This window comes from Methanococcoides sp. NM1 (genome assembly GCF_900774285.1).
Lineage (GTDB): Archaea > Halobacteriota > Methanosarcinia > Methanosarcinales > Methanosarcinaceae > Methanococcoides > Methanococcoides vulcani.
Genome location: NZ_CAAGTW010000006.1, coordinates 93,544 through 111,911 on the forward strand (window position 1 = coordinate 93,544; position 18,368 = coordinate 111,911).

Below are 18,368 nucleotides of genomic sequence, written 5' to 3' on the forward strand. Positions count from 1 at the left end.
GACTTCTATGAATAAATCCTTCTTCTGCAGACCATTTGTTTTTCAAAAAACGACATTTTCATCAAAATATTCGACTAATTTGACCATAAATCTAGCATCTGCAAATTCATTACTAAGTGTTGTATAGTATACAATATTTTGTGGTCATCTAAAATTGCTCCATGAACCTCTGGTTTTATATAATTAATATAATCTTTATCAGGGAAATTTTCATCAAGGAATACAATGCGTAATCTACCACCTTTCTTTAGAAATTTGAAACAATTATCTAAGGCCTTTTTGATTCCTCTTTTGTCAGATGTTCCAAACCTGCTCAATTAAAATATTAGATATCTCATTTATTTTAAAAATTTTTTGCTAATTACTGAACGAAGTAATATCAAAAATATTTGTATCTGCATTTATCCAACCATTGAATTTAGTTCCAGCACCGTTTACAATTATTTTTTATTTTTAGATATGTAATAATGAAGTTTAAATTCAAATGTCACAAATTTTCATTTTGTTTTAACCATTTTAATGCTTTCTTAATTATTTTTGCTAAGTTGAAGCTTCTCAATAAACTAAATCCTGCAACTCTGCTTTTAGCTGGAATTAATATACAAAAAGTTGAAACTCCATATGAAATTAATGTTGCAATTGCAGCTCCAAATATGCCATACTTAGGAATTAAAATAATATTCAAAATAACGTTAGTTATTGCACCAATTAGTGTTCTGTGAAAAGAAATTTTTGTTAAGTTTTCAGCCACCAAATATTTAGAACTAGCCACACCTAAAAATACAAAGGTTCCCGCCCAAATATGTATTGATAGAACAGTGGCTGCCTCAATATACTCAACTCCATATATTATTCGAATAATAAATGGAGCCATAAAGGTTGTAATCATAGCAACAGTAATAGTAAACCAGGTGAATGAATCATATAGCATTTGCATTCGCTTTAAATATAATTCATTGCTTTTTTTACGAGCATTTAGTATTGCAGGAAACACTGAACCTGAAATAATCATGGGAATGAAATACCAAGCTTCAGATAATTTTACTGCCGCAGAATAAATTCCAAGCTGAGCGTCTCCAATCATATTTCCGATCATTACCTGATCAATTTTCATATATACCATAATAGCAATCCCTGATAATATCAAAGGCCAGCTATCGTTTAGTAAATTCTTCATTACATCATACTTTATTTCCCATTCAAAGAAAGAAAATGTGGCTTTTTTGTGATACAAATAAACTAATAATAATGCAGCCAATAAACTGTCTAATGCATACATCAACACAAAAGCAATCAAAGGAGCTTGTGTAATGACCAAGCCTACTTTTAATATTGAGATTATGAGAAAAGCAATCGAACGAGAAAATACAGAATATTTTGATTGAACTTGTGATTGAAACCATAAATCTATAGTGTCAAAGGATTTGAAGACATAACCTAATGCTATTATAACAACAAACAGTTGAACTAACGTGTTACTTGGTTCTATTAAGAATATCCCTATAGCTGAAATAATAAGCATCATCAGTGAACCAAAAAATTTTAACAAAAGAGTGCTTCCCAAATATTCTCCTTTTTTTTCAGGATCTGAAACAATATTCCTTATTGTAATATTGTCCAGACCTAGGGTTGCTAAAGCAGAAAACAACGCAACAAAAGCCAAAGCATAATTCATCAAACCAAATTGCTCAGGACCTAAATAACGGGCAACCCAGGCGACCAAGAATAAACCGATCAAATTGCGTAAAATATTTTCAAGAGTGAGCCAATTAATATTTCCAATTATTTTTCGTAAATCCTGATTATATTTAACTTTCTTCCGTATGAAAGAAGGCATGATTTTTATAAGACTTTTAGTTATCATTTTACTTGTCTTTTGTTATTTATTTTGATTAATTTTGCTAGCAATTTAATTAATCCTAAACGTGTAAGTGCTTTTTTTGTCCCTTGTTCTAAAATGATTTTAAAAAAATAAAAGCGATAAGCATATAACTTCCCAAAATATTTTTCTATAATATGGAATGTCTCAAAATAATTAATAGCTTTATTAGAACTAAATCCCCCAGATAAAAAATTAGCAATAATAATATCTAACTTTAAGTAAACACAATCGCTTAAATAAGATCTACAATAAAAATCAAAATCGGAGGATGATTTATATTGTAAATCAAAACAACCCATATTAATTAAAAAAGATTTATCAACAAATGTCGCTTGATGTGAAGGCATAATACCATATTTTAATTTTTTTATAGTAATTGGTGATATAGATTTATAATTCTCATATAATCTAAGTGATTTGCCATAAATTAAATCAACATTTTTCTTCCGAATTACATCTACAATTTTTGAAATGACTTCCATGTCATAAAAAGTATCTCCAGAATTAAGAAAATGAACATAATCTCCTGTAGACTTCAAAATACCTTTATTCATTGCATCATAAATACCTTTATCTGGTTCACTAATCCAATAATCTATGTTTATTTCATATTTTTTAATGACATCAACAGTTCCATCCGTTGAGCCACCATCTATAATGACGTATTCAACATTATCATAAGTCTGATCAATTACTGAGTTAATCGTTTCTTCAATATGCTGAATATCATTATAAACAACCGTTATTACAGTAATTTTAAGATCGTTTTTAGAATTCATGCTTACGATACCACTCAAAAGTACTTTGAATGCCTTCTTTTAAACAAATTCTATGTTTCCAACCCAAAGAATGCAATAAACTAACATCAAGCAATTTTCGAGGGGTTCCATCAGGTTTAGAAGTGTCATACACAATTTTACCCTCAAAACCAACAACTCCTCGTATTATTTCGGTCAGTTCAGTAATTGAAACATCCTTGCCAACTCCAATATTCACAAATTCTCCGATTTCTTCTGCATCGAAGTTTTCCATTAGGTAGACGCATGCATCTGCCATGTCATCCACATGCAAAAACTCTCTGCATGGCTTTCCTGTACCCCATATAACAACTTTTGGTTCGTTATTGATCTTTGCTTCATGGAATTTGCGAATAAGTGCAGGCAGTACATGGGACGTCTGCAAATCAAAATTATCATTCGGACCATAGAGGTTTGTTGGCATTACAGATATAAAATTTGTTCCATATTGCTGATTGTAGTGCTTGCACAGTCTGATACCAGCAATCTTTGCTATTGCATAGGCTTCATTGGTTGGTTCAAGTTCTCCTGTAAGTAAATATTCTTCCTTCATGGGCTGAGGTGCGTATTTGGGATAAATACAGGAGGAACCAAGGAAAAGAAATTTTTTAACACCATATTTATGCACTGCATTGATCACATTTGCCTCTATCATTAAGTTATCATAGATGAATTCTGCAGGATAGGTATTGTTTGCAAGAATTCCTCCAACCTTTGCTGCTGCCAGGAAAACATATTCTGGTTTTTCTTGGGTGAAGAAGTCGTTGACTTCTTGTTGGTTAGTTAGATCTAGTTCCTGATGGGTCCGGTAGATTAGATTGTTATGTCCTTTTGACTCTAATTTCCTCATTATAGCTGAACCTACTAGCCCTCTGTGTCCAGCAACATAGATCTTTGAATCATTTTCCATGGAAATTACCTTCTAACAGTATTTTTCTAAATACGTTTTCTTCTTCTGCTTTTGCCATTTGCCTTACAAGTTCTTCGAACTTAACTTTTGGCTCCCATCCAAGTTTTTCTTTGGCCTTTGTAGGATCACCGATCAGTATCTCTACTTCTGTTGGTCTGTAATAAGCAGGATCGATTTCTATCAATACTTCTCCTGTACTAGAATCAATTCCTACTTCATCAACAGCTTCCCCTTGCCACTTGATATCAATTCCAAGTTCTTTGAATGTAAGTTCAGCAAATTCTCTTACAGAATGTGTTTCACCGGTTGCGATAACAAAATCATCAGGTTCGTCCTGCTGGAGCATGAGCCACATGGCTTCAACATAATCCTCGGCAAATCCCCAGTCTCTTTTTGCATCCAGATTACCAAGGTATAGTTTTTCCTGTAAACAGTGTTTTATCCTTGCAGCAGCCATTGATATTTTTCTGGTAACAAATGTTTCTCCCCGAATAGGCGATTCATGGTTGAAAAGAATTCCATTACATGCAAACATGTCGTATGCTTCTCGATAATTTATTGTAATCCAATATGCGTAAAGTTTGGCTACACCATAAGGACTTCTAGGATAGAATGGAGTTGTTTCGGTTTGTGGAATTTCCTGAACTTTTCCATATAATTCACTCGTAGAAGCTTGATAAAATTTTGTCTTTTTGCTCATCCCCAATATTCTGATGGCTTCAAGCAACCGCAATGTTCCCAATGCATCAGAATTTGCAGTGTATTCAGGAGTTTCAAAAGAAACCTGCACATGACTTTGAGCTGCAAGATTGTATATTTCATCTGGCTGTGTTTCTTGAATAATTCGAATAAGGTTTGTAGAATCTGTCAGGTCACCATAGTGCATAAAAAAGTTGACATTCCTTTCATGAGGATCTTTGTAAAGGTGATCTACACGTTCTGTATTGAAAGAAGATGATCTCCTTTTGATTCCGTGGACTATATATCCTTTATTCAGTAAGAATTCAGCAAGGTACGCTCCATCCTGCCCCGTAATCCCAGTGATTAATGCTGTCTTCATTTTGTATTACCTCCTAGTTAAACTAATCAATCATTTCCTACAACAAAATTATAGATTGGATAATCTAATTCCAAAAGTGGAGGAATTGTTTCTCTTAAATATTTTAATCCGTTGCAATTTAGCATTACTACGCTTACTAAAGGAAAATAATCATCCTTCATTGCAAACCTCTTCATAAACTTTTAATGTTTCTTCTGCACATTTTTCCCAAGAAAACATCATACAGTTATTAAATCCTTTAATGGATAAGCTAATTTTAAATGTGTCATCAGAAGTTATTTTGGATATCGCGCTCGCAATTTCTTCCACGCTATAAGGGTCAACCAATATTGCACCTTCTCCTGCAACTTCTGGCATAGAACTCACATTAGATGTAATCACTGGGCAACCACAAGCTTGTGCTTCCAATATAGGAAGACCAAATCCTTCATAAAGGGATGGATAAACGAAAGCTTTGGCAACATTATAAAAGCTAATTAGAACGTCTTCCTCAACATAATCCATGAAAAAGATTCTTTTTGTGTTTTTTGTCTTTCTATATGTGTTAAAAATCTGATCATAAGCCCATCCTTTTTTGCCGACTATAAATAGAATTAATTTTGGATCGGTTTCAGCACATATATCAAAAGCTTCAATGGTTCTGGCAATGTTCTTCCTAGGGCTTAGTACATTTACACTCAATAAAATAGTCTTATTTTCAATATCAGCAACCATCATGTTATTTTTTTTAAAACAACGATGAATATTTTCATATGAGTCTTTTTTAGCTTTAATTTTAAAATTCTTTGAAATACCCTGATAAACCAATCTTATTTTATCTTCATCAACATTAAATTTACTTAGTAAATCATTTTGTGTACTTTTAGAAATACAAATAATTCTATCCGCTTTTTTAAGATAAATAGGAAATATAAAATTCCAATATATATAGTCTTTAAATTTCATAGATTCGGGGTGTATTATTGGAACTAAATCATGAACAGTTATAATTTTAATGAACTTTCCAAAATAAGGCACAATTCCTTTTAAACCATGAAACAACTTTATATTATTTTTTTTAACCAAATATGGAATTGTTATATTTTCATAAGCTAACCTTAGGATGCTATTTGGCTTTATTTTAGATGGAACACAATTGTACGAGCCATATTTTTCGAGTCCGAATAAAAAAGTGTTATTTTTATCATAATGAGTTATCAAATTGGTTCCATAAGTTTTTGAGCCGCCGGGTAAATTAAAGGTCCTTGCGTCATAACCTACTTTTATGTTAAACTTTATTTCTTTCTCTTTTGTAGTGCCCATAATTATCATAAACCTATTATTATTTTAAGTTCAAAACCAAATCTTGCATACCTTCATTTGCTTTTTCTTGAGTGCCAATTTTTCCTTCAAGGATATAATATTCTAATGATTTGCGAAATTCTTCATCATTCACCATTTTTTGAATCCCTTTGGACATATCATCTACATTTGGCTCTACCAATAAGCCACTCTTATTATTTTCAACTAATTTAGAGTTACAACTTAGATTTGTAGCTAAAATTGATTTTGCTTGAGAAAAATAATGCAGTGCTTTCATTCCTGGAGGGCCATCTATAACTCGTGGCAAAATGCAAAAGAGACTGTTTTTTATAAAGTAATTTGTTTCAATTAAGCTCAAATTGCCTGTAAAAATAACAGATTCATACATGTTCAATTTTTGTGCATACTTTTGAACTTCCTGATAGTTTCCACCCGCAAGGACTAAAGATATCTTATCGTCTATTTCAAAATATTTTTTAAATGCTTTTATAAAAAAAGGAATCCCTTGATAATCTTTAAAATTGCCTGCATAAAAAACATATTTATTTTCATTGAAATTCTGCAATGGTTTTATTTCTTTTGGAAAAGCATCGTGTACTAAAGAGATATTTTTATCAGAATAGTTGCTTAATATTCTTTCCTTCTCATACTTCCATTCCACAGTTATATTTTTTGCTCCTTTTTCCAAAAAAGAATCAATTTTAGCAGATATATGTAACAGCATGCTGTTATTAATATAAGGCCTAAGTGTTTCATTTAATGGGTTATACATTTCATAAATAAATTGTTTCTTAAAAAATTTCGATAATACTAATCCAATGAAACCGCCTTCGAAATCTTCTCCAATGACAATATCATACTTTTTTGTGATCATTAAAAAAGAGGCCTTTAAAAAAAGAAGAATATCTGCATACATTTTAGATAATGAAGGTCCAGCACTAACTTTTTTGTAGAAAGGTATCTTGCATCTAATATGATTTACATTAATTATATTATAATCATTTCCTACGGGATAGGTCAATAAATCAATCTCTAAATCTGCGTTTGCTAGGGCAATTATGTTTGATCTTGCCCTAACTGAAGAACCTTTATCCAGATAAAAAGGAGAAGCTAAAATAACTAATGCATTTTTATTCTTTTTCATAGTTTTTCACATCGAAATCATAATTTAGCATAACCCATTCATTCAAAAATATTTTCAACCAGATAATTCTTCCTACCCTCTCCTCCATAGTAGATCTTAAGCATGATATCAGCCAGGATCCCGGACACGATCAACTGTACCCCGACCATGATCATCAATATTGCTACCAGGAATAGAGGACGATCTGAAAGACCCATTCCAAAGAACAATCTCTGGATGCCCAACCAGCCCCCAACCAGGACACCGGCAGAACAGGATATCAATCCTACTCCTCCAAATACATGGATCGGTCTGACTGAGTATTTCTGCCAGAAACTGATAACGATCAGGTCAAGAAATCCCTTGACTACCCTTTTCCAGTTGTACTTAGTGACACCATAGGCTCGTGGGTGGTGTTTTACTTTTGCTTCTCCTATGGAGTAGCCTTTCCAGAGCAGCATGGCAGGGATGTATCTGTGGATCTCACCGTACAGTTCCAAATCCTTTACGCATTCGTTACGGTATGCTCTAAGGGTACAACCTGAATCATGGATGAACTCACTGGTTATGCTTCGTCTTAGCAGGTTGGCGAACTTAGAAGTGATCGTCTTGGAAAGGGGGTCTTTTCGATCGGCTCGCCAGCCGCAGACCACATCGCAATCTTCGGCTTCAAGCATCTCCACCAGCCGAGGAATGTCTGTAGGATCGTTCTGCAGGTCACCATCCATACTGATCACGATATTCCCTTTTGCATGGTCAAAACCTGCCTTCATGGATGCGCTCTGGCCAAAGTTCTTCCTGAACTTGAGAATCTTGATGTGCGGATTCTTCTCGTGGGCAGCTTTTAATTCTTTGAACGTGCCATCAGTACTACCGTCATCGATGAATATGACCTCGTACGTCCTATCGTAATCATCAAGAGCGTTCTCAAGCGCCTCCACAAGAGGTTGTATATTCTCTTCCTCATCAAGTAAGGGAATCACGACCGATATATCAATAGGATCCTCCTCAGGATCCCTATTATTATTAGCATTCTCTAAAGAAGCAGTAACTCTTTTCAGTTAGATCACCTCATTGATCCGTGGATTCAATGTACCACTGCACGTATCGCTTCAATCCTTCTTCCAGACCTATCTTCGGACTGTATCCGAGATCACTGGAAGCTTTGCTTACATCAGACCACGTGTGTTCAGCATCACCTTTCATAGATTCACTGTAGATGATCTCTGATTCACTGTCCGTGATGGAGACGATCTTCTCTGCCAGCTCACGGATGCTGATGCGCTCTCCACCGCCTATGTTATACTCGCCTATGCCGTTTTTCATTGCACGTATGTTTGCATCGACGATATTATCAATAAATGTGAAATCCCTTGTCTTAGTTCCATCCCCAAATATTTCGATGGTTTCATTGTTCAGGGCTTTTTTGGTGAAAATGTTGATCGCCAGATCAGGTCTCATCCTGGGACCGAAGACGGTGAAGTACCTGAGGGATATAGTATCAAGACCATGGAGCTCATTGAAGACACGACAGTAATGCTCAGCAATAAGTTTCGATGCACCATATGGAGATACCGGTAGATTCGGATGGTTCTCATCGAACGGTAGATATGAGACCTTACCATAAACTGAAGACGAAGATGCATTGATCACCTTGCTTACTCCGGTCTTCACCGCAGCTTCGAGTATGTTCAATGTACCTGTAGCATTTGCAGAATGTGATTTGGAAGGATTATCCACCGAGATTCTTACTCCAGCCTGTGCTGCATTATGGAATACATAATCTACATCTTCAAAGAGCTCGTATAACAGCTGCTTATCAAGTATATTGCCCTCCACAAGTTCAAAATCAGGATTGTCCATGAATGACTCGATATTCTTCCGTTTAACCTGTGGATCATAGTATGGATCAAAATTGTCCAGACATACGACTGTACCCATATCTAGCAACTGGTTACACAGATGGGAACCAATGAAGCCAGCGCCTCCTGTTACAATACACCGCATGACGGTTTAAAAATATATGATAGTATATAAATGTTTTGACTTTGTCTCATATATTCGTTATAATGACCTAATAAAAAGTTTCAAAATCGAAGTATTACATATTATATAATTAAATTTTGTGGCTCATACAATGAAGCAAAATCCATAATAATAGTTATCTGATCGTGATAAGTTAATTGCTATTCCCTACTTCATCGTAGAGTTATAAGTCCCATCTGTAAACTATGAGAGAATCATAACTTTCCACTTTAAAGATAGTATCATTCGATAAATAAGATGTCATTTCAGGGCTTATACTCCTTTGTGTCATATCATCCACAACGATCCAGCCTTGATCATGAGCATCCACCACATCCTCCAATGCCTGTACATCTCTGATTGCCGTTGCATTGGCATAAACATCATATTGAGTATTATTTATTAGGAAATCGTCAATTCCTGTCCCGGTTATGGGAAATGCCAGCCAGTAATCACATCTGCCAAGATAATATTGTGCAAGTGGTGTCCAACCAGCTATAATTGCATCATCAGGACCCATGTTTGTATTGATAGTATTGTAGGCTTCTTTGAACTCTGCTTGTGGGGTTCTGGGTTCCAATTTGTAATTATCCTCAGGGGTTAATTGAAATTGAGCTACAGATGTTAACAACAGCAAAATTATGATTGCTGAATTAATAAAAACCTTCACATTAGGCAATTGCAACTTCGGTAAAAGTTGTTCATTTTTGTTTTTTGTCAGCTTTATAATCAACAAAGATGAAAATAAAACTAATATCGGAAAGATGAAATATAGATATCTAAACCCAAGAAGTTTAACATGAAATGAGATGAAATAAAAAGGAATTATGTAAGACACTATCAAGAGCATTGCCAACCCTGGTCTTTTCTGAAAAGACATAACTGCTCCAAGAGGGGCTAAATAGAAAAATAAAGGGACCCAGTCCTCTAAAAAATAAATATAAGATCCAAAATAATCATATCTTGTATTGAAGACCTGAGATATTACGCAAGTAAGATCTGTAGCAAATATCACTATCATTAGAATCGCTAATGACAAAACCACAGGTCGCATATCTATAGATTTTATCTGTATCTTTTTAGCAATGTCAATGTTTCCGATCAGGAAGTAAATAAAAGCGATAGGAATGAGCACGTAACCAAATAAGTGACTGGACATAGCGCCCAATATGCATATTACGAGTAAAATGAAATTTTTTGTTGTTCTATTATTATTGAACTCGTAGATCAATAGTATTGAAGCGAAGTAGAAAAACTGTAGCTGTTGATACATGCGGGCTTGACGTGACCACATTATTTCCCAAACAGAGAATGCTATGAATATCGAAGCTAGAATACCAGCATTTCTATTTTCCAGTCTTGCACCTATGAAGTATACAACTGGTATTGTCAACGTGCCAAAGATAACACTGGGAAGTCTTCCTGCAAATTCACTTACTCCAAAGATATTGTATGATAATGCAATTAAATATGTGTTCAAAATTGCCCGGCCATAGATATATCCCGAAGGAAATACAGGTGAACCGTATTGCAAAAGTGCTGCTGCAGCATTAGATGATATCGCTTCATCGAGCCATAATGATTGATTTCCGAGTTGGTAAACTCGAAGCAAAAAGCCCACCACAGTGATCATACCGATCAATAGAGCTACTTTTAACTCAGCTCTGTTAACGTCACTTATTTTTTGTTTAAATGTCATAATCTCAATTTAATAATTAACATTAGAGTTGTCAAATCTACTTATCATCACTGTAGCCGCACCAAAAATTATCAAAATACTCAGTAAAAATCGGATTACATTTGATCCTATCAAGTTAGCATTTAGCTCTTTGATGACTAACAATATACAAAAAATTGTTAGCATTAATTGAAATACATTATTTGAGCCAATTTTTATTAATTCAAATTCAGTACTTTTTTTGTAGGATAGGTCTACTTGTTCATATAAAATTTCCAATTTCTTTGCCACTTTTTTACTAAATGGTATGCCATAAAAGGCAGCATGCTTAACAGGAACAATTATTCCACTAATAGAGTACCGTATGATCTCAGCATAGTAAGCTGATGCTAAAAGTAAGAGATATAGTGAAAAGAACCAGTTGATCTTGGTTTGGAGTCCGGGAAATATAAAAGGATTTAGTTGAAGATAAACTGTTATGATAACAGCAACAGCAAAAAATGTAATAAAGCTTTCAAGAAGAATTAATTTTATTGCTGAAGCATCGATCGTTTTCACACGTTTCTGTAGCTAATAAAACCTTATAAAGATTATGGTTTTATTCTAAAAATATCGAAATAACTTCAAAACTCGTAAAGGAAAAATAAATTGAAAACTTTAAAAGAAAAGCTTTACTCAAGCCTTTCCTTCAGATAGCTCTTGAACTGTTCATAATCCGTACCCAGGAATTCCATGTGTTCCTCTCTCCCCTCGATCTCTTTCAGGCTTTGCGGAGGTTCAGGTTCAATTCCGATAGCAGACACTACTTCTTCAGGGAATTTTGCCGGATGGGCAGTTTCCAGTGTCACTGCGAGCGTGTTATCGCCAGTGCTTGCCCTGTAATCCATCAGACCCTTAATGCCTACAGCACCGTGAGGCTCGATTAAGATGTTGTGCTCCTCGAAGAACTCCTTGACCACTGCTTTGGTTTCCTCGTCCGTGACAGATGTTGAAAAGATATCACCATTCAATCTGTCCATGTCGGGGAGCTTGTTGATATTTCCGATCTCATCCATTTCCCCGCCATAGATCGCGATGAGCCTGGCAAGGTTGCTTGGGTGACCAACGTTCATTGCATTTGAGATACAGTTCTTTGAAGGAACGATCTTTTCATATTCACCGGTATTAAGGAAACCCGGGACCTCATCGTTCTCGTTAACAGAAGCGATTATCTTCCTGATAGGCACGCCCATGTTCTTTGCCAGCACACAACCCATCATGTTACCGAAGTTACCTGATGGTATTGAGAAAATGATCTCCTCAGGGTAATTCCTTAGTTTCAGGTAGGAATAGAAGTAGTAGAGCGTCTGTGGGATCAGGCGGCCTATGTTAATGGAATTTGCTGATGAAAGGTTCAGGTGTTTGAGCTCACTGTCTGCAAACGCCTGCTTAACCATTGCCTGACAGTCATCGAACTTGCCGTCTATTGCCAGTGCAGAGATGTTCTTGTTAAGGGTTGTCATCTGCTTCCTCTGGCGGTCTGAAACTTCATATTCAGGGAACAATACGATGACCTTAATTTTGCCAAGACCATAGAATGCATGAGCAACCGCACTTCCTGTATCTCCGGAAGTTGCTGTAAGTATGGTCAGTTCCTTGTTCTCTTTCTTGAGATAGTACTGCATGAGCCTTGCCATCATACGGGCGGCAAAGTCTTTGAAAGATGCAGTTGGACCACGGTCAAGTCTCATTATGTATGTGTTCTCATCTACTTCTTCCAGTGGTACTTCATAGTTGTAAGCATCATAGGTTATTGCTTTGAGAGATTCCTCATCGATCTCACCTTCAAGTATCTTCTTAAGCAACTGGAAAGCGATCTCAGGATACTCTTCATCCTTTAAGGCTACGAGCTCTTCTTCTGAGAAATGTGGAAGTGTCTTTGGCATGTAAAGGCCTTTGTCAGGAGCCAGGCCAGTGATAAGTGCAGTTTCAAAATTTACTTCTTCTGCTTGGAGATTAGTGCTATAGAGTTTCATATTAATCAGGACTCTTATATTGATCCATTATTGTGTTATTCAAGGATAGATGACCATGAAAAGATTAATTTCTGAACGTTAATTCGGTGTATTCTACTTAAGTATTACATGCCGGGTATATTTATGAGCTTTTCTCTCTTATTTGTTATTGCAGTCCGATGCTAGACAAAAATGATAGAATTTTCTCTTACTTTCTTTTGTCAGGACGATAAGACGGAATTTTTCATCCCATCACGATCTGTACTGCAGTTGGATATTTTCTCATGATGGAATAACCAATACTTTTTCCTACCCAGAGCCTTCCTTTGTTAAGGCTGCGGGATCTGCTTAGCTCCCCCATGATCTGGAGAGCTTTAACAGCGTTCTCATCATTGAGAAAACAACTATCTTCCACACGGTTGTCAAGGAAGAACAGAATTGGAAGCCTGAGCCTTCCATGAAGCTCTTCCGGAAGTCCCTCTTCAAGCAGACCTAGTATCTCTTTATCGAATAAATGCTCCTTACCACCCTTTGTCTTTGAGGATGGTATCTCCTCCCCAAGCAATTGAGAAAGGTGTTTCCTCTCAGCCACGATCTCCTTATTGATCTTGCCGATCTCCAATCTCATCCAGCTCATCAGTCCTGAGTCATCCGAATCCGGTAGTCTTCCTGACATCTCGTTCACTTGAAATTGTTATTGGGAATGAATATTATCTGTTGATATCCGACACTAATGAGTAATCATTTATCTATATGATATTCTTCAGATTAATTTCTGGTGCTTGTTATTAGAATAAAGAACATACTGAGCACATGCAGGTGATAGGAACCTACACCGTGTCAAAAAAGAAACTAATTATATCAGATCAACCTATAAATTATCAGAACTGGAGAAATATTCGCACGCAAAGTGAATATCGGGGAGATGGATTTACTTGAAAATGACAATGGTTATTCCCAGTTACTGGGGAAGAGAAAGTAGCATAGGATGGCTTGAAGGTGATACAGTTTACGATCATGCCACACCACTGGATTCTGAGGGGACGCTTGGAAGAGCTATAGAAAGCACAGCAATACTTGAGGACACTGATTTTGAACTGGTGATACTGGTCGCTCCAAATAATGATGAGATCACAGAACAGGTCGAGCAGAAAGTAAATGAGATCATCAGGACCTCTGCAAACGATGGGATCAACGTTCATATGTTCGGTCCATCTCATCTGGAAAAGCTACATGATGAACTGAAGAACGATGGCATGGATGAATATTGTGACCTGCTTTCGCTCACAGGTTACTCCAACATCAGGAACATGTGTCTTTTTATTCCACATATCATGGACTCAGATGTTGCACTTCTGATCGATGATGATGAGGTTTTCGAAGACCCTCAATTCATTTCCAAAGCAAAGGAGTTCATAGGGAATCACCATGAGGGGAGATTCATCGATGCCGTTGCCGGATACTATCTACAGCCGAATGGGGACTATCTTGTTGGAGTTCCTGACAGCCCATGGACCAGATACTGGGATAAAAACGTCTGTATGAACGAGGGTTTCAAACAGGTGATTGGCACACCCCCAAGGCTTAAGGAGACGCCTTTCGTATTTGGAGGAAATATGGCCATTCATAGGGATCTCTTCATGAAAGTCCCGTTCGACCCCATGGTCCCGCGAGGGGAGGACATTGATTACCTGATGAATGCCATGATGTTCGGTCATTCCTTCTTACTCGACAACGAACTTGCTATCAAGCATCTTCCACCTGCTAAATCCCATCCGACATGGAAACGAGTGAGGGAAGATATTTACAGGTTTGTCTATGAGCGGGCAAAGCTCATGAGCCAGAAAGAGACCGATGGGATGAAATTATTATCTGCAGACGATATGGGTTGCTATCCCGGAAATTATCTCAGGGACGATCTTGAAGAAAAGATCACAAATGCCTGCAGGCTTCTTTCTGAAGAATACCTGGATACCGGGGATCCATTGGGAAGTGAGGAAGCTCTCAGAAATATAGAACTTTCACTTAGCGATGCAATTCCAGATTTTGAACCCTTCGAACATCTATGCAAGCTGCAAAAGAGATGGAATGAATTAATGCTATACACAGCTGACAGGAAAGGAATGAGTTCGGTCCTTTCTGAAATGAAGCTCGATCAGGCCTGCCTTTTGCTAGCCTGTGAATCATGAAAATATACCAAACCTCTCAACAAATCCTTATAGGCTTATGTTGTAAGGATACGTAATGGCAAGTTATAAGTTGATGATAAAGGATGTCATAAAAAAAGCCGATGTACTTCTTGAGGTCGTAGACGCTCGTTTTCCGGATGAGACCCGAAATAGTGAGGTCGAACGTAACGTTGAACGTTCACGAAAGCCATTGATCATAGTCCTTAGTAAATGCGATCTCGTATCAAAGGAAACTCTTGAGAAGTCTAAATCCCGCCTGTCAAAGATCGCTCCAACAGTCTTTGTTTCCAGTAAGGAAAGGTTCGGTACGACCATGTTGAGACATAAGATCCTTGAAGTTGCCGACATAAAAGGACGTGATATTCTCGTCGGCAGCCTTGGTTATCCAAATACGGGTAAATCCTCGGTCATCAACGGGGTAGCAGGAAAGAACAAGGCCGGTACGTCTTCAATATCCGGACACACCAAAGGAGTCCAGCTTGTAAAGGCCGGTTCCCGTATAGTTTTCATTGATACTCCCGGAGTCATACCCTTTGATGAGAATGATGAGTACAGACAGGGTCTTCTTGGAGTAAAGGATGCTACACACCTGAGTGATCCCATAGGAGTAGCCATGAAGATAATTGAGACCATCTGTGCTGAGAACAAGCCTGTACTTGAAGAGTTCTATAAGGTCGAGATTGGAAATGAGAATTCTTACGAGATTCTTGAACTCATAGGCCTGAAGGCGAACTTCCTTAAGAAAAAAGGGGAAATCGATGAAACAAGAGTCGCTATTAAAATAATCAACGACTGGCAAAAAGGAAAGCTACTTATCTAAAATTCGAATACTGGCCACTTTGCCTTGATCGACCACTATTCACTGTATTAGTTACGAAATTCTTCAAAAGATGTCAGTATCCGGAAAGTTTGTGGATAACAGCCATCCCGGATCTTATGAAAGTATCTCTTTTACCCTTCCAACCTGACCATCTTCCAGCTGAACTTTTATTCCATGGGGATGGGAACAAGATTTAGTTAGAATTCTCTTTACAACGCCGTGGGTTATTTTTCCGGATCGTTGATCCTTCTTTAAGACGATCCCTACTTTTAATCCAATTTTGATATTTGCTCTGGTATTACCTTCACTCATGGTGGGATGAAAGTTCTTAAAGCTATAAACATATACTTTTTTAAAAAATTCGAATTACTTTACTTTATCGTCGCACAAAAATAGATAGATAAAATAGAACAATGAGTCGATAGACCATCATTATCATTATAAAATCTAGATCGTTTTTTATAAGGACAAAGCTTATTTAAATATTAGTAATCAATAATTAATATTCAGGAATAATTTGTGGTATAACTCATCAGAGGTAGTACAATGGATTTACACAATTGGAAACTTACTGTATTGACCGTTTGTTTATTGATCACAGGGATGATAATTCCAGTCTCTGCATTCACACCTTCGGTTGATGCTCAATATGACATTTATGAAGAATTGACTATAGACATCCCAGAGAATGACTTATACGTACCTGGCGAGATAATCGTCAAGTTCGCTCCCGGCCTTTCAGAAGAAAAGATCGCAAATATAAATGCCAGGAACGGGGCTAAAGTAAAATACACAAGCCAACATGCAGGTTTCAAGGTCCTGAAGATCCCGGAGAACAGGAACGTCGAGAAGATGGCGGAGATCTACAGTAAGAACCCGAATGTGAAATATGCTGTTCCAAATGCTATTATGACGGCCTTTGCTGTGAATGATGAATATTACAACTTCCAGTGGAATTTATACAGTAATTATAGTATCAATGTTGAACCTGCGTGGGTAGAAACAACTGGAAATGGTGTTGTCGTAGCTGTGCTTGATACGGGCGTTGCCTACGAGGATTACAGGCAATATAAAGTTGCTCCGGATCTTGCTAGTACTCAATTTATAGCGGGATATGATTTTGTCAATAATGATAAACATCCAAATGATGACCATTCCCATGGCACTCATGTTGCAGGAACAATTGCACAGAGCACAAATAATGGGATCGGTGTTGCCGGAGTGGCATATGATTGTTCCATTATGCCTGTAAAAGTGCTTGACAAGAGTGGAAGCGGAACCCTTTCAGAATTAGTGGATGGGATATACTTTGCAACCGATAATGGTGCAGATGTCATAAGCATGAGCCTTGGTTATCCTCCTGAGTATTACCCCGGTAAAGCATTGGATGATGCACTTGACCATGCAGACATTAATGGAGTTACTATCGTAGCTGCTGCAGGCAATGATGCAACAGGTGTAGTCAGTTATCCTGCTGCTTATGAGAAGTGTATTGCAGTCGGAGCAACAGGATATAATGGTCAGTTAGCTCCATACTCAAATTATGGAGATGCGATCGATGTGGTAGCACCTGGTGGAAATACTGGACAGGATCTGAACAGCGATGGATATGGAGATGGTATACTTCAAAATACATTCAATCCTACCACAAAAGACCCTAAAGACTTTGGTTACTACTTCTTCCAGGGTACTTCCATGGCTACTCCCCATGTTTCGGGTGTTGCCGCTTTGTTGATGTCACAGGGTGCTTCCAACGATGAAGTTAGGACTGCACTTGAATCAACTGCAAGAGATCTGGGAACTACAGGATGGGACAATGTATATGGCCATGGTCTCATTGATGCAACGGCTGCACTGGAATACTACGATCCAATCACTCCACCCACTCCAATCAATAATCCCCCAGTCGCTGATACAGGTGGCCCATATGATGGAGTTGTAGGAACAGCAATAACATTTGATGGGTCTGGATCAAGTGATCTTGATGAAGATGCAACAAGCCTTTCCTATGACTGGTACTTTGGAGATGGTAGCACAGGTAGCGGTATTACTCCAACACACGCATACAATTCAATTGGAAGCTATACAGTCATACTCAATGTAACAGATAGTGAAGGTGCAACAAATGAATCTACTACTGTGTTAAGTATCACTGATCCAAATACACCAGTAGAGCAAATGTCCATAAAAAGCGTTGCAGTCACCGATTTCACAAGACAAGCAGGTAAAAATACATTTGTCTATGCTGAAGCAGTCGTGACCATTGTAGATGAAAATCAATATCCTGTAGAAGGTGCTACGGTCTCCGGACAATGGAGCGATAGTGCTACTGACACAGATACTGGTATAACCGATACTTCGGGAGAAGTAACACTGACATCAGATGCTGCGAAATATAAGGGTAAGCCACTAACATTCATATTTACTGTGAACGACGTTACTCACGCTGTGTATGAATGGGATGGTGAAACCTTACCAGTAACTGAAACATACCCTCAATAAACCAAAAGACCGGTCTCGATAAGAGACCACCACCTTCTTTTTTTATTTTTCTTTCAATGATCTGATCCAGTATAGAAAAATCTGGA

At 37.2% G+C, this 18,368-nt stretch carries 18 protein-coding genes; 3 read left to right on the forward strand and 15 right to left on the reverse strand.

The features are described from left to right. Positions 1-74 precede the first annotated feature (74 nt). The 14 genes from E7X56_RS07350 to E7X56_RS07410 all read right to left on the reverse strand — a co-directional run bounded on the left by E7X56_RS07350 (position 75) and on the right by E7X56_RS07410 (position 13,447). Positions 75-317, reverse strand: a complete 243-nt coding sequence (locus tag E7X56_RS07350; RefSeq protein WP_135606162.1) for a hypothetical protein — start codon at positions 315-317, stop codon at positions 75-77. A 170-nt stretch (positions 318-487) separates the two neighbouring features. Further along, positions 488-1,864 (reverse strand): flippase, encoded by a 1,377-nt coding sequence (locus E7X56_RS07355; RefSeq protein WP_135606163.1) that lies wholly within the window; start codon positions 1,862-1,864, stop codon positions 488-490. After that, complete coding sequence (locus tag E7X56_RS07360; protein WP_135606164.1) at positions 1,861-2,661, reverse strand: glycosyltransferase family 2 protein; 801 nt, start codon at positions 2,659-2,661, stop codon at positions 1,861-1,863. Before E7X56_RS07360 ends, E7X56_RS07355 begins: the two co-directional genes overlap by 4 nt. Continuing rightward, positions 2,651-3,589 (reverse strand): GDP-L-fucose synthase, encoded by a 939-nt coding sequence (locus tag E7X56_RS07365; RefSeq protein ID WP_135606165.1) that lies wholly within the window; start codon positions 3,587-3,589, stop codon positions 2,651-2,653. The genes E7X56_RS07360 and E7X56_RS07365 overlap by 11 nt, the downstream gene beginning before the upstream one ends. Beyond that, positions 3,579-4,649, reverse strand: a complete 1,071-nt coding sequence (gene gmd / locus E7X56_RS07370; RefSeq protein ID WP_135606166.1) for a GDP-mannose 4,6-dehydratase — start codon at positions 4,647-4,649, stop codon at positions 3,579-3,581. The genes E7X56_RS07365 and gmd overlap by 11 nt, the downstream gene beginning before the upstream one ends. A gap of 26 nt (positions 4,650-4,675) precedes the next feature. Then, the gene (locus E7X56_RS12205) at positions 4,676-4,810 is read right to left on the reverse strand and encodes a hypothetical protein (RefSeq protein ID WP_256360052.1); all 135 of its coding nucleotides are present in this window, start codon (positions 4,808-4,810) and stop codon (positions 4,676-4,678) included. After that, a complete protein-coding gene (locus E7X56_RS07375) occupies positions 4,800-5,951 on the reverse strand; it encodes a glycosyltransferase family 1 protein (protein ID WP_167879477.1) in 1,152 nt (383 codons plus the stop codon). Before E7X56_RS07375 ends, E7X56_RS12205 begins: the two co-directional genes overlap by 11 nt. A gap of 19 nt (positions 5,952-5,970) precedes the next feature. Beyond that, complete coding sequence (locus E7X56_RS07380) at positions 5,971-7,095, reverse strand: glycosyltransferase (protein WP_135606168.1); 1,125 nt, start codon at positions 7,093-7,095, stop codon at positions 5,971-5,973. A gap of 38 nt (positions 7,096-7,133) precedes the next feature. Then, positions 7,134-8,057, reverse strand: coding sequence for a glycosyltransferase family 2 protein (locus E7X56_RS07385; RefSeq protein ID WP_244603448.1), 924 nt, complete (start codon positions 8,055-8,057; stop codon positions 7,134-7,136). An 88-nt stretch (positions 8,058-8,145) separates the two neighbouring features. Then, positions 8,146-9,081 carry an SDR family oxidoreductase gene (locus E7X56_RS07390; protein WP_135606170.1) on the reverse strand — a complete coding sequence of 312 codons (936 nt, stop codon included), beginning with the start codon at positions 9,079-9,081 and terminating at the stop codon, positions 8,146-8,148. A 202-nt stretch (positions 9,082-9,283) separates the two neighbouring features. Further along, positions 9,284-10,798, reverse strand: coding sequence for a glycosyltransferase family 39 protein (locus tag E7X56_RS07395; protein WP_135606171.1), 1,515 nt, complete (start codon positions 10,796-10,798; stop codon positions 9,284-9,286). A 9-nt stretch (positions 10,799-10,807) separates the two neighbouring features. After that, positions 10,808-11,335, reverse strand: coding sequence for a hypothetical protein (locus E7X56_RS07400; RefSeq protein WP_135606172.1), 528 nt, complete (start codon positions 11,333-11,335; stop codon positions 10,808-10,810). A 113-nt stretch (positions 11,336-11,448) separates the two neighbouring features. Beyond that, on the reverse strand, positions 11,449-12,792 hold the full coding sequence (gene thrC, locus E7X56_RS07405; RefSeq protein ID WP_135606173.1) for a threonine synthase: 1,344 nt from the start codon (positions 12,790-12,792) through the stop codon (positions 11,449-11,451). Between the two features lie 223 nt (positions 12,793-13,015). After that, complete coding sequence (locus tag E7X56_RS07410; RefSeq protein ID WP_135606174.1) at positions 13,016-13,447, reverse strand: DUF61 family protein; 432 nt, start codon at positions 13,445-13,447, stop codon at positions 13,016-13,018. Between the two features lie 265 nt (positions 13,448-13,712). Here E7X56_RS07410 and E7X56_RS07415 point away from each other — a divergent pair, with 265 nt between their 5' ends. Further along, the gene (locus tag E7X56_RS07415) at positions 13,713-14,960 is read left to right on the forward strand and encodes a glycosyltransferase family 2 protein (RefSeq protein ID WP_135606237.1); all 1,248 of its coding nucleotides are present in this window, start codon (positions 13,713-13,715) and stop codon (positions 14,958-14,960) included. A 55-nt stretch (positions 14,961-15,015) separates the two neighbouring features. Then, complete coding sequence (locus tag E7X56_RS07420; protein ID WP_135606175.1) at positions 15,016-15,780, forward strand: GTPase; 765 nt, start codon at positions 15,016-15,018, stop codon at positions 15,778-15,780. Positions 15,781-15,894: 114 nt separating this feature from the next. Here E7X56_RS07420 and E7X56_RS07425 read toward each other — a convergent pair whose 3' ends face one another. Further along, complete coding sequence (locus E7X56_RS07425) at positions 15,895-16,092, reverse strand: YwbE family protein (RefSeq protein ID WP_135606176.1); 198 nt, start codon at positions 16,090-16,092, stop codon at positions 15,895-15,897. A 234-nt stretch (positions 16,093-16,326) separates the two neighbouring features. Here E7X56_RS07425 and E7X56_RS11785 point away from each other — a divergent pair, with 234 nt between their 5' ends. Further along, positions 16,327-18,282: a S8 family serine peptidase gene (locus E7X56_RS11785; protein ID WP_167879478.1), complete on the forward strand. Its 1,956-nt coding sequence runs from the start codon at positions 16,327-16,329 to the stop codon at positions 18,280-18,282. Positions 18,283-18,368: the final 86 nt, after the last annotated feature.

What these genes read in the sequence shown, in the direction of transcription:
- E7X56_RS07395 (WP_135606171.1), bottom strand. Translation starts at nt 10,798, where the DNA reads ATGACATTTAAACAAAAAATAAGTGACGTTAACAGAGCTGAGTTAAAA.
- E7X56_RS07375 (WP_167879477.1), bottom strand. Translation starts at nt 5,951, where the DNA reads ATGGGCACTACAAAAGAGAAAGAAATAAAGTTTAACATAAAAGTAGGT.
- E7X56_RS07360 (WP_135606164.1), bottom strand. Translation starts at nt 2,661, where the DNA reads ATGAATTCTAAAAACGATCTTAAAATTACTGTAATAACGGTTGTTTAT.
- E7X56_RS07425 (WP_135606176.1), bottom strand. Translation starts at nt 16,092, where the DNA reads ATGAGTGAAGGTAATACCAGAGCAAATATCAAAATTGGATTAAAAGTA.
- E7X56_RS07415 (WP_135606237.1), top strand. Translation starts at nt 13,713, where the DNA reads ATGACAATGGTTATTCCCAGTTACTGGGGAAGAGAAAGTAGCATAGGA.
- E7X56_RS07420 (WP_135606175.1), top strand. Translation starts at nt 15,016, where the DNA reads ATGGCAAGTTATAAGTTGATGATAAAGGATGTCATAAAAAAAGCCGAT.
- E7X56_RS07355 (WP_135606163.1), bottom strand. Translation starts at nt 1,864, where the DNA reads ATGATAACTAAAAGTCTTATAAAAATCATGCCTTCTTTCATACGGAAG.
- gmd (WP_135606166.1), bottom strand. Translation starts at nt 4,649, where the DNA reads ATGAAGACAGCATTAATCACTGGGATTACGGGGCAGGATGGAGCGTAC.
- E7X56_RS07380 (WP_135606168.1), bottom strand. Translation starts at nt 7,095, where the DNA reads ATGAAAAAGAATAAAAATGCATTAGTTATTTTAGCTTCTCCTTTTTAT.
- E7X56_RS07390 (WP_135606170.1), bottom strand. Translation starts at nt 9,081, where the DNA reads ATGCGGTGTATTGTAACAGGAGGCGCTGGCTTCATTGGTTCCCATCTG.
- E7X56_RS12205 (WP_256360052.1), bottom strand. Translation starts at nt 4,810, where the DNA reads ATGAAGGATGATTATTTTCCTTTAGTAAGCGTAGTAATGCTAAATTGC.
- E7X56_RS11785 (WP_167879478.1), top strand. Translation starts at nt 16,327, where the DNA reads ATGGATTTACACAATTGGAAACTTACTGTATTGACCGTTTGTTTATTG.
- thrC (WP_135606173.1), bottom strand. Translation starts at nt 12,792, where the DNA reads ATGAAACTCTATAGCACTAATCTCCAAGCAGAAGAAGTAAATTTTGAA.
- E7X56_RS07410 (WP_135606174.1), bottom strand. Translation starts at nt 13,447, where the DNA reads ATGTCAGGAAGACTACCGGATTCGGATGACTCAGGACTGATGAGCTGG.
- E7X56_RS07365 (WP_135606165.1), bottom strand. Translation starts at nt 3,589, where the DNA reads ATGGAAAATGATTCAAAGATCTATGTTGCTGGACACAGAGGGCTAGTA.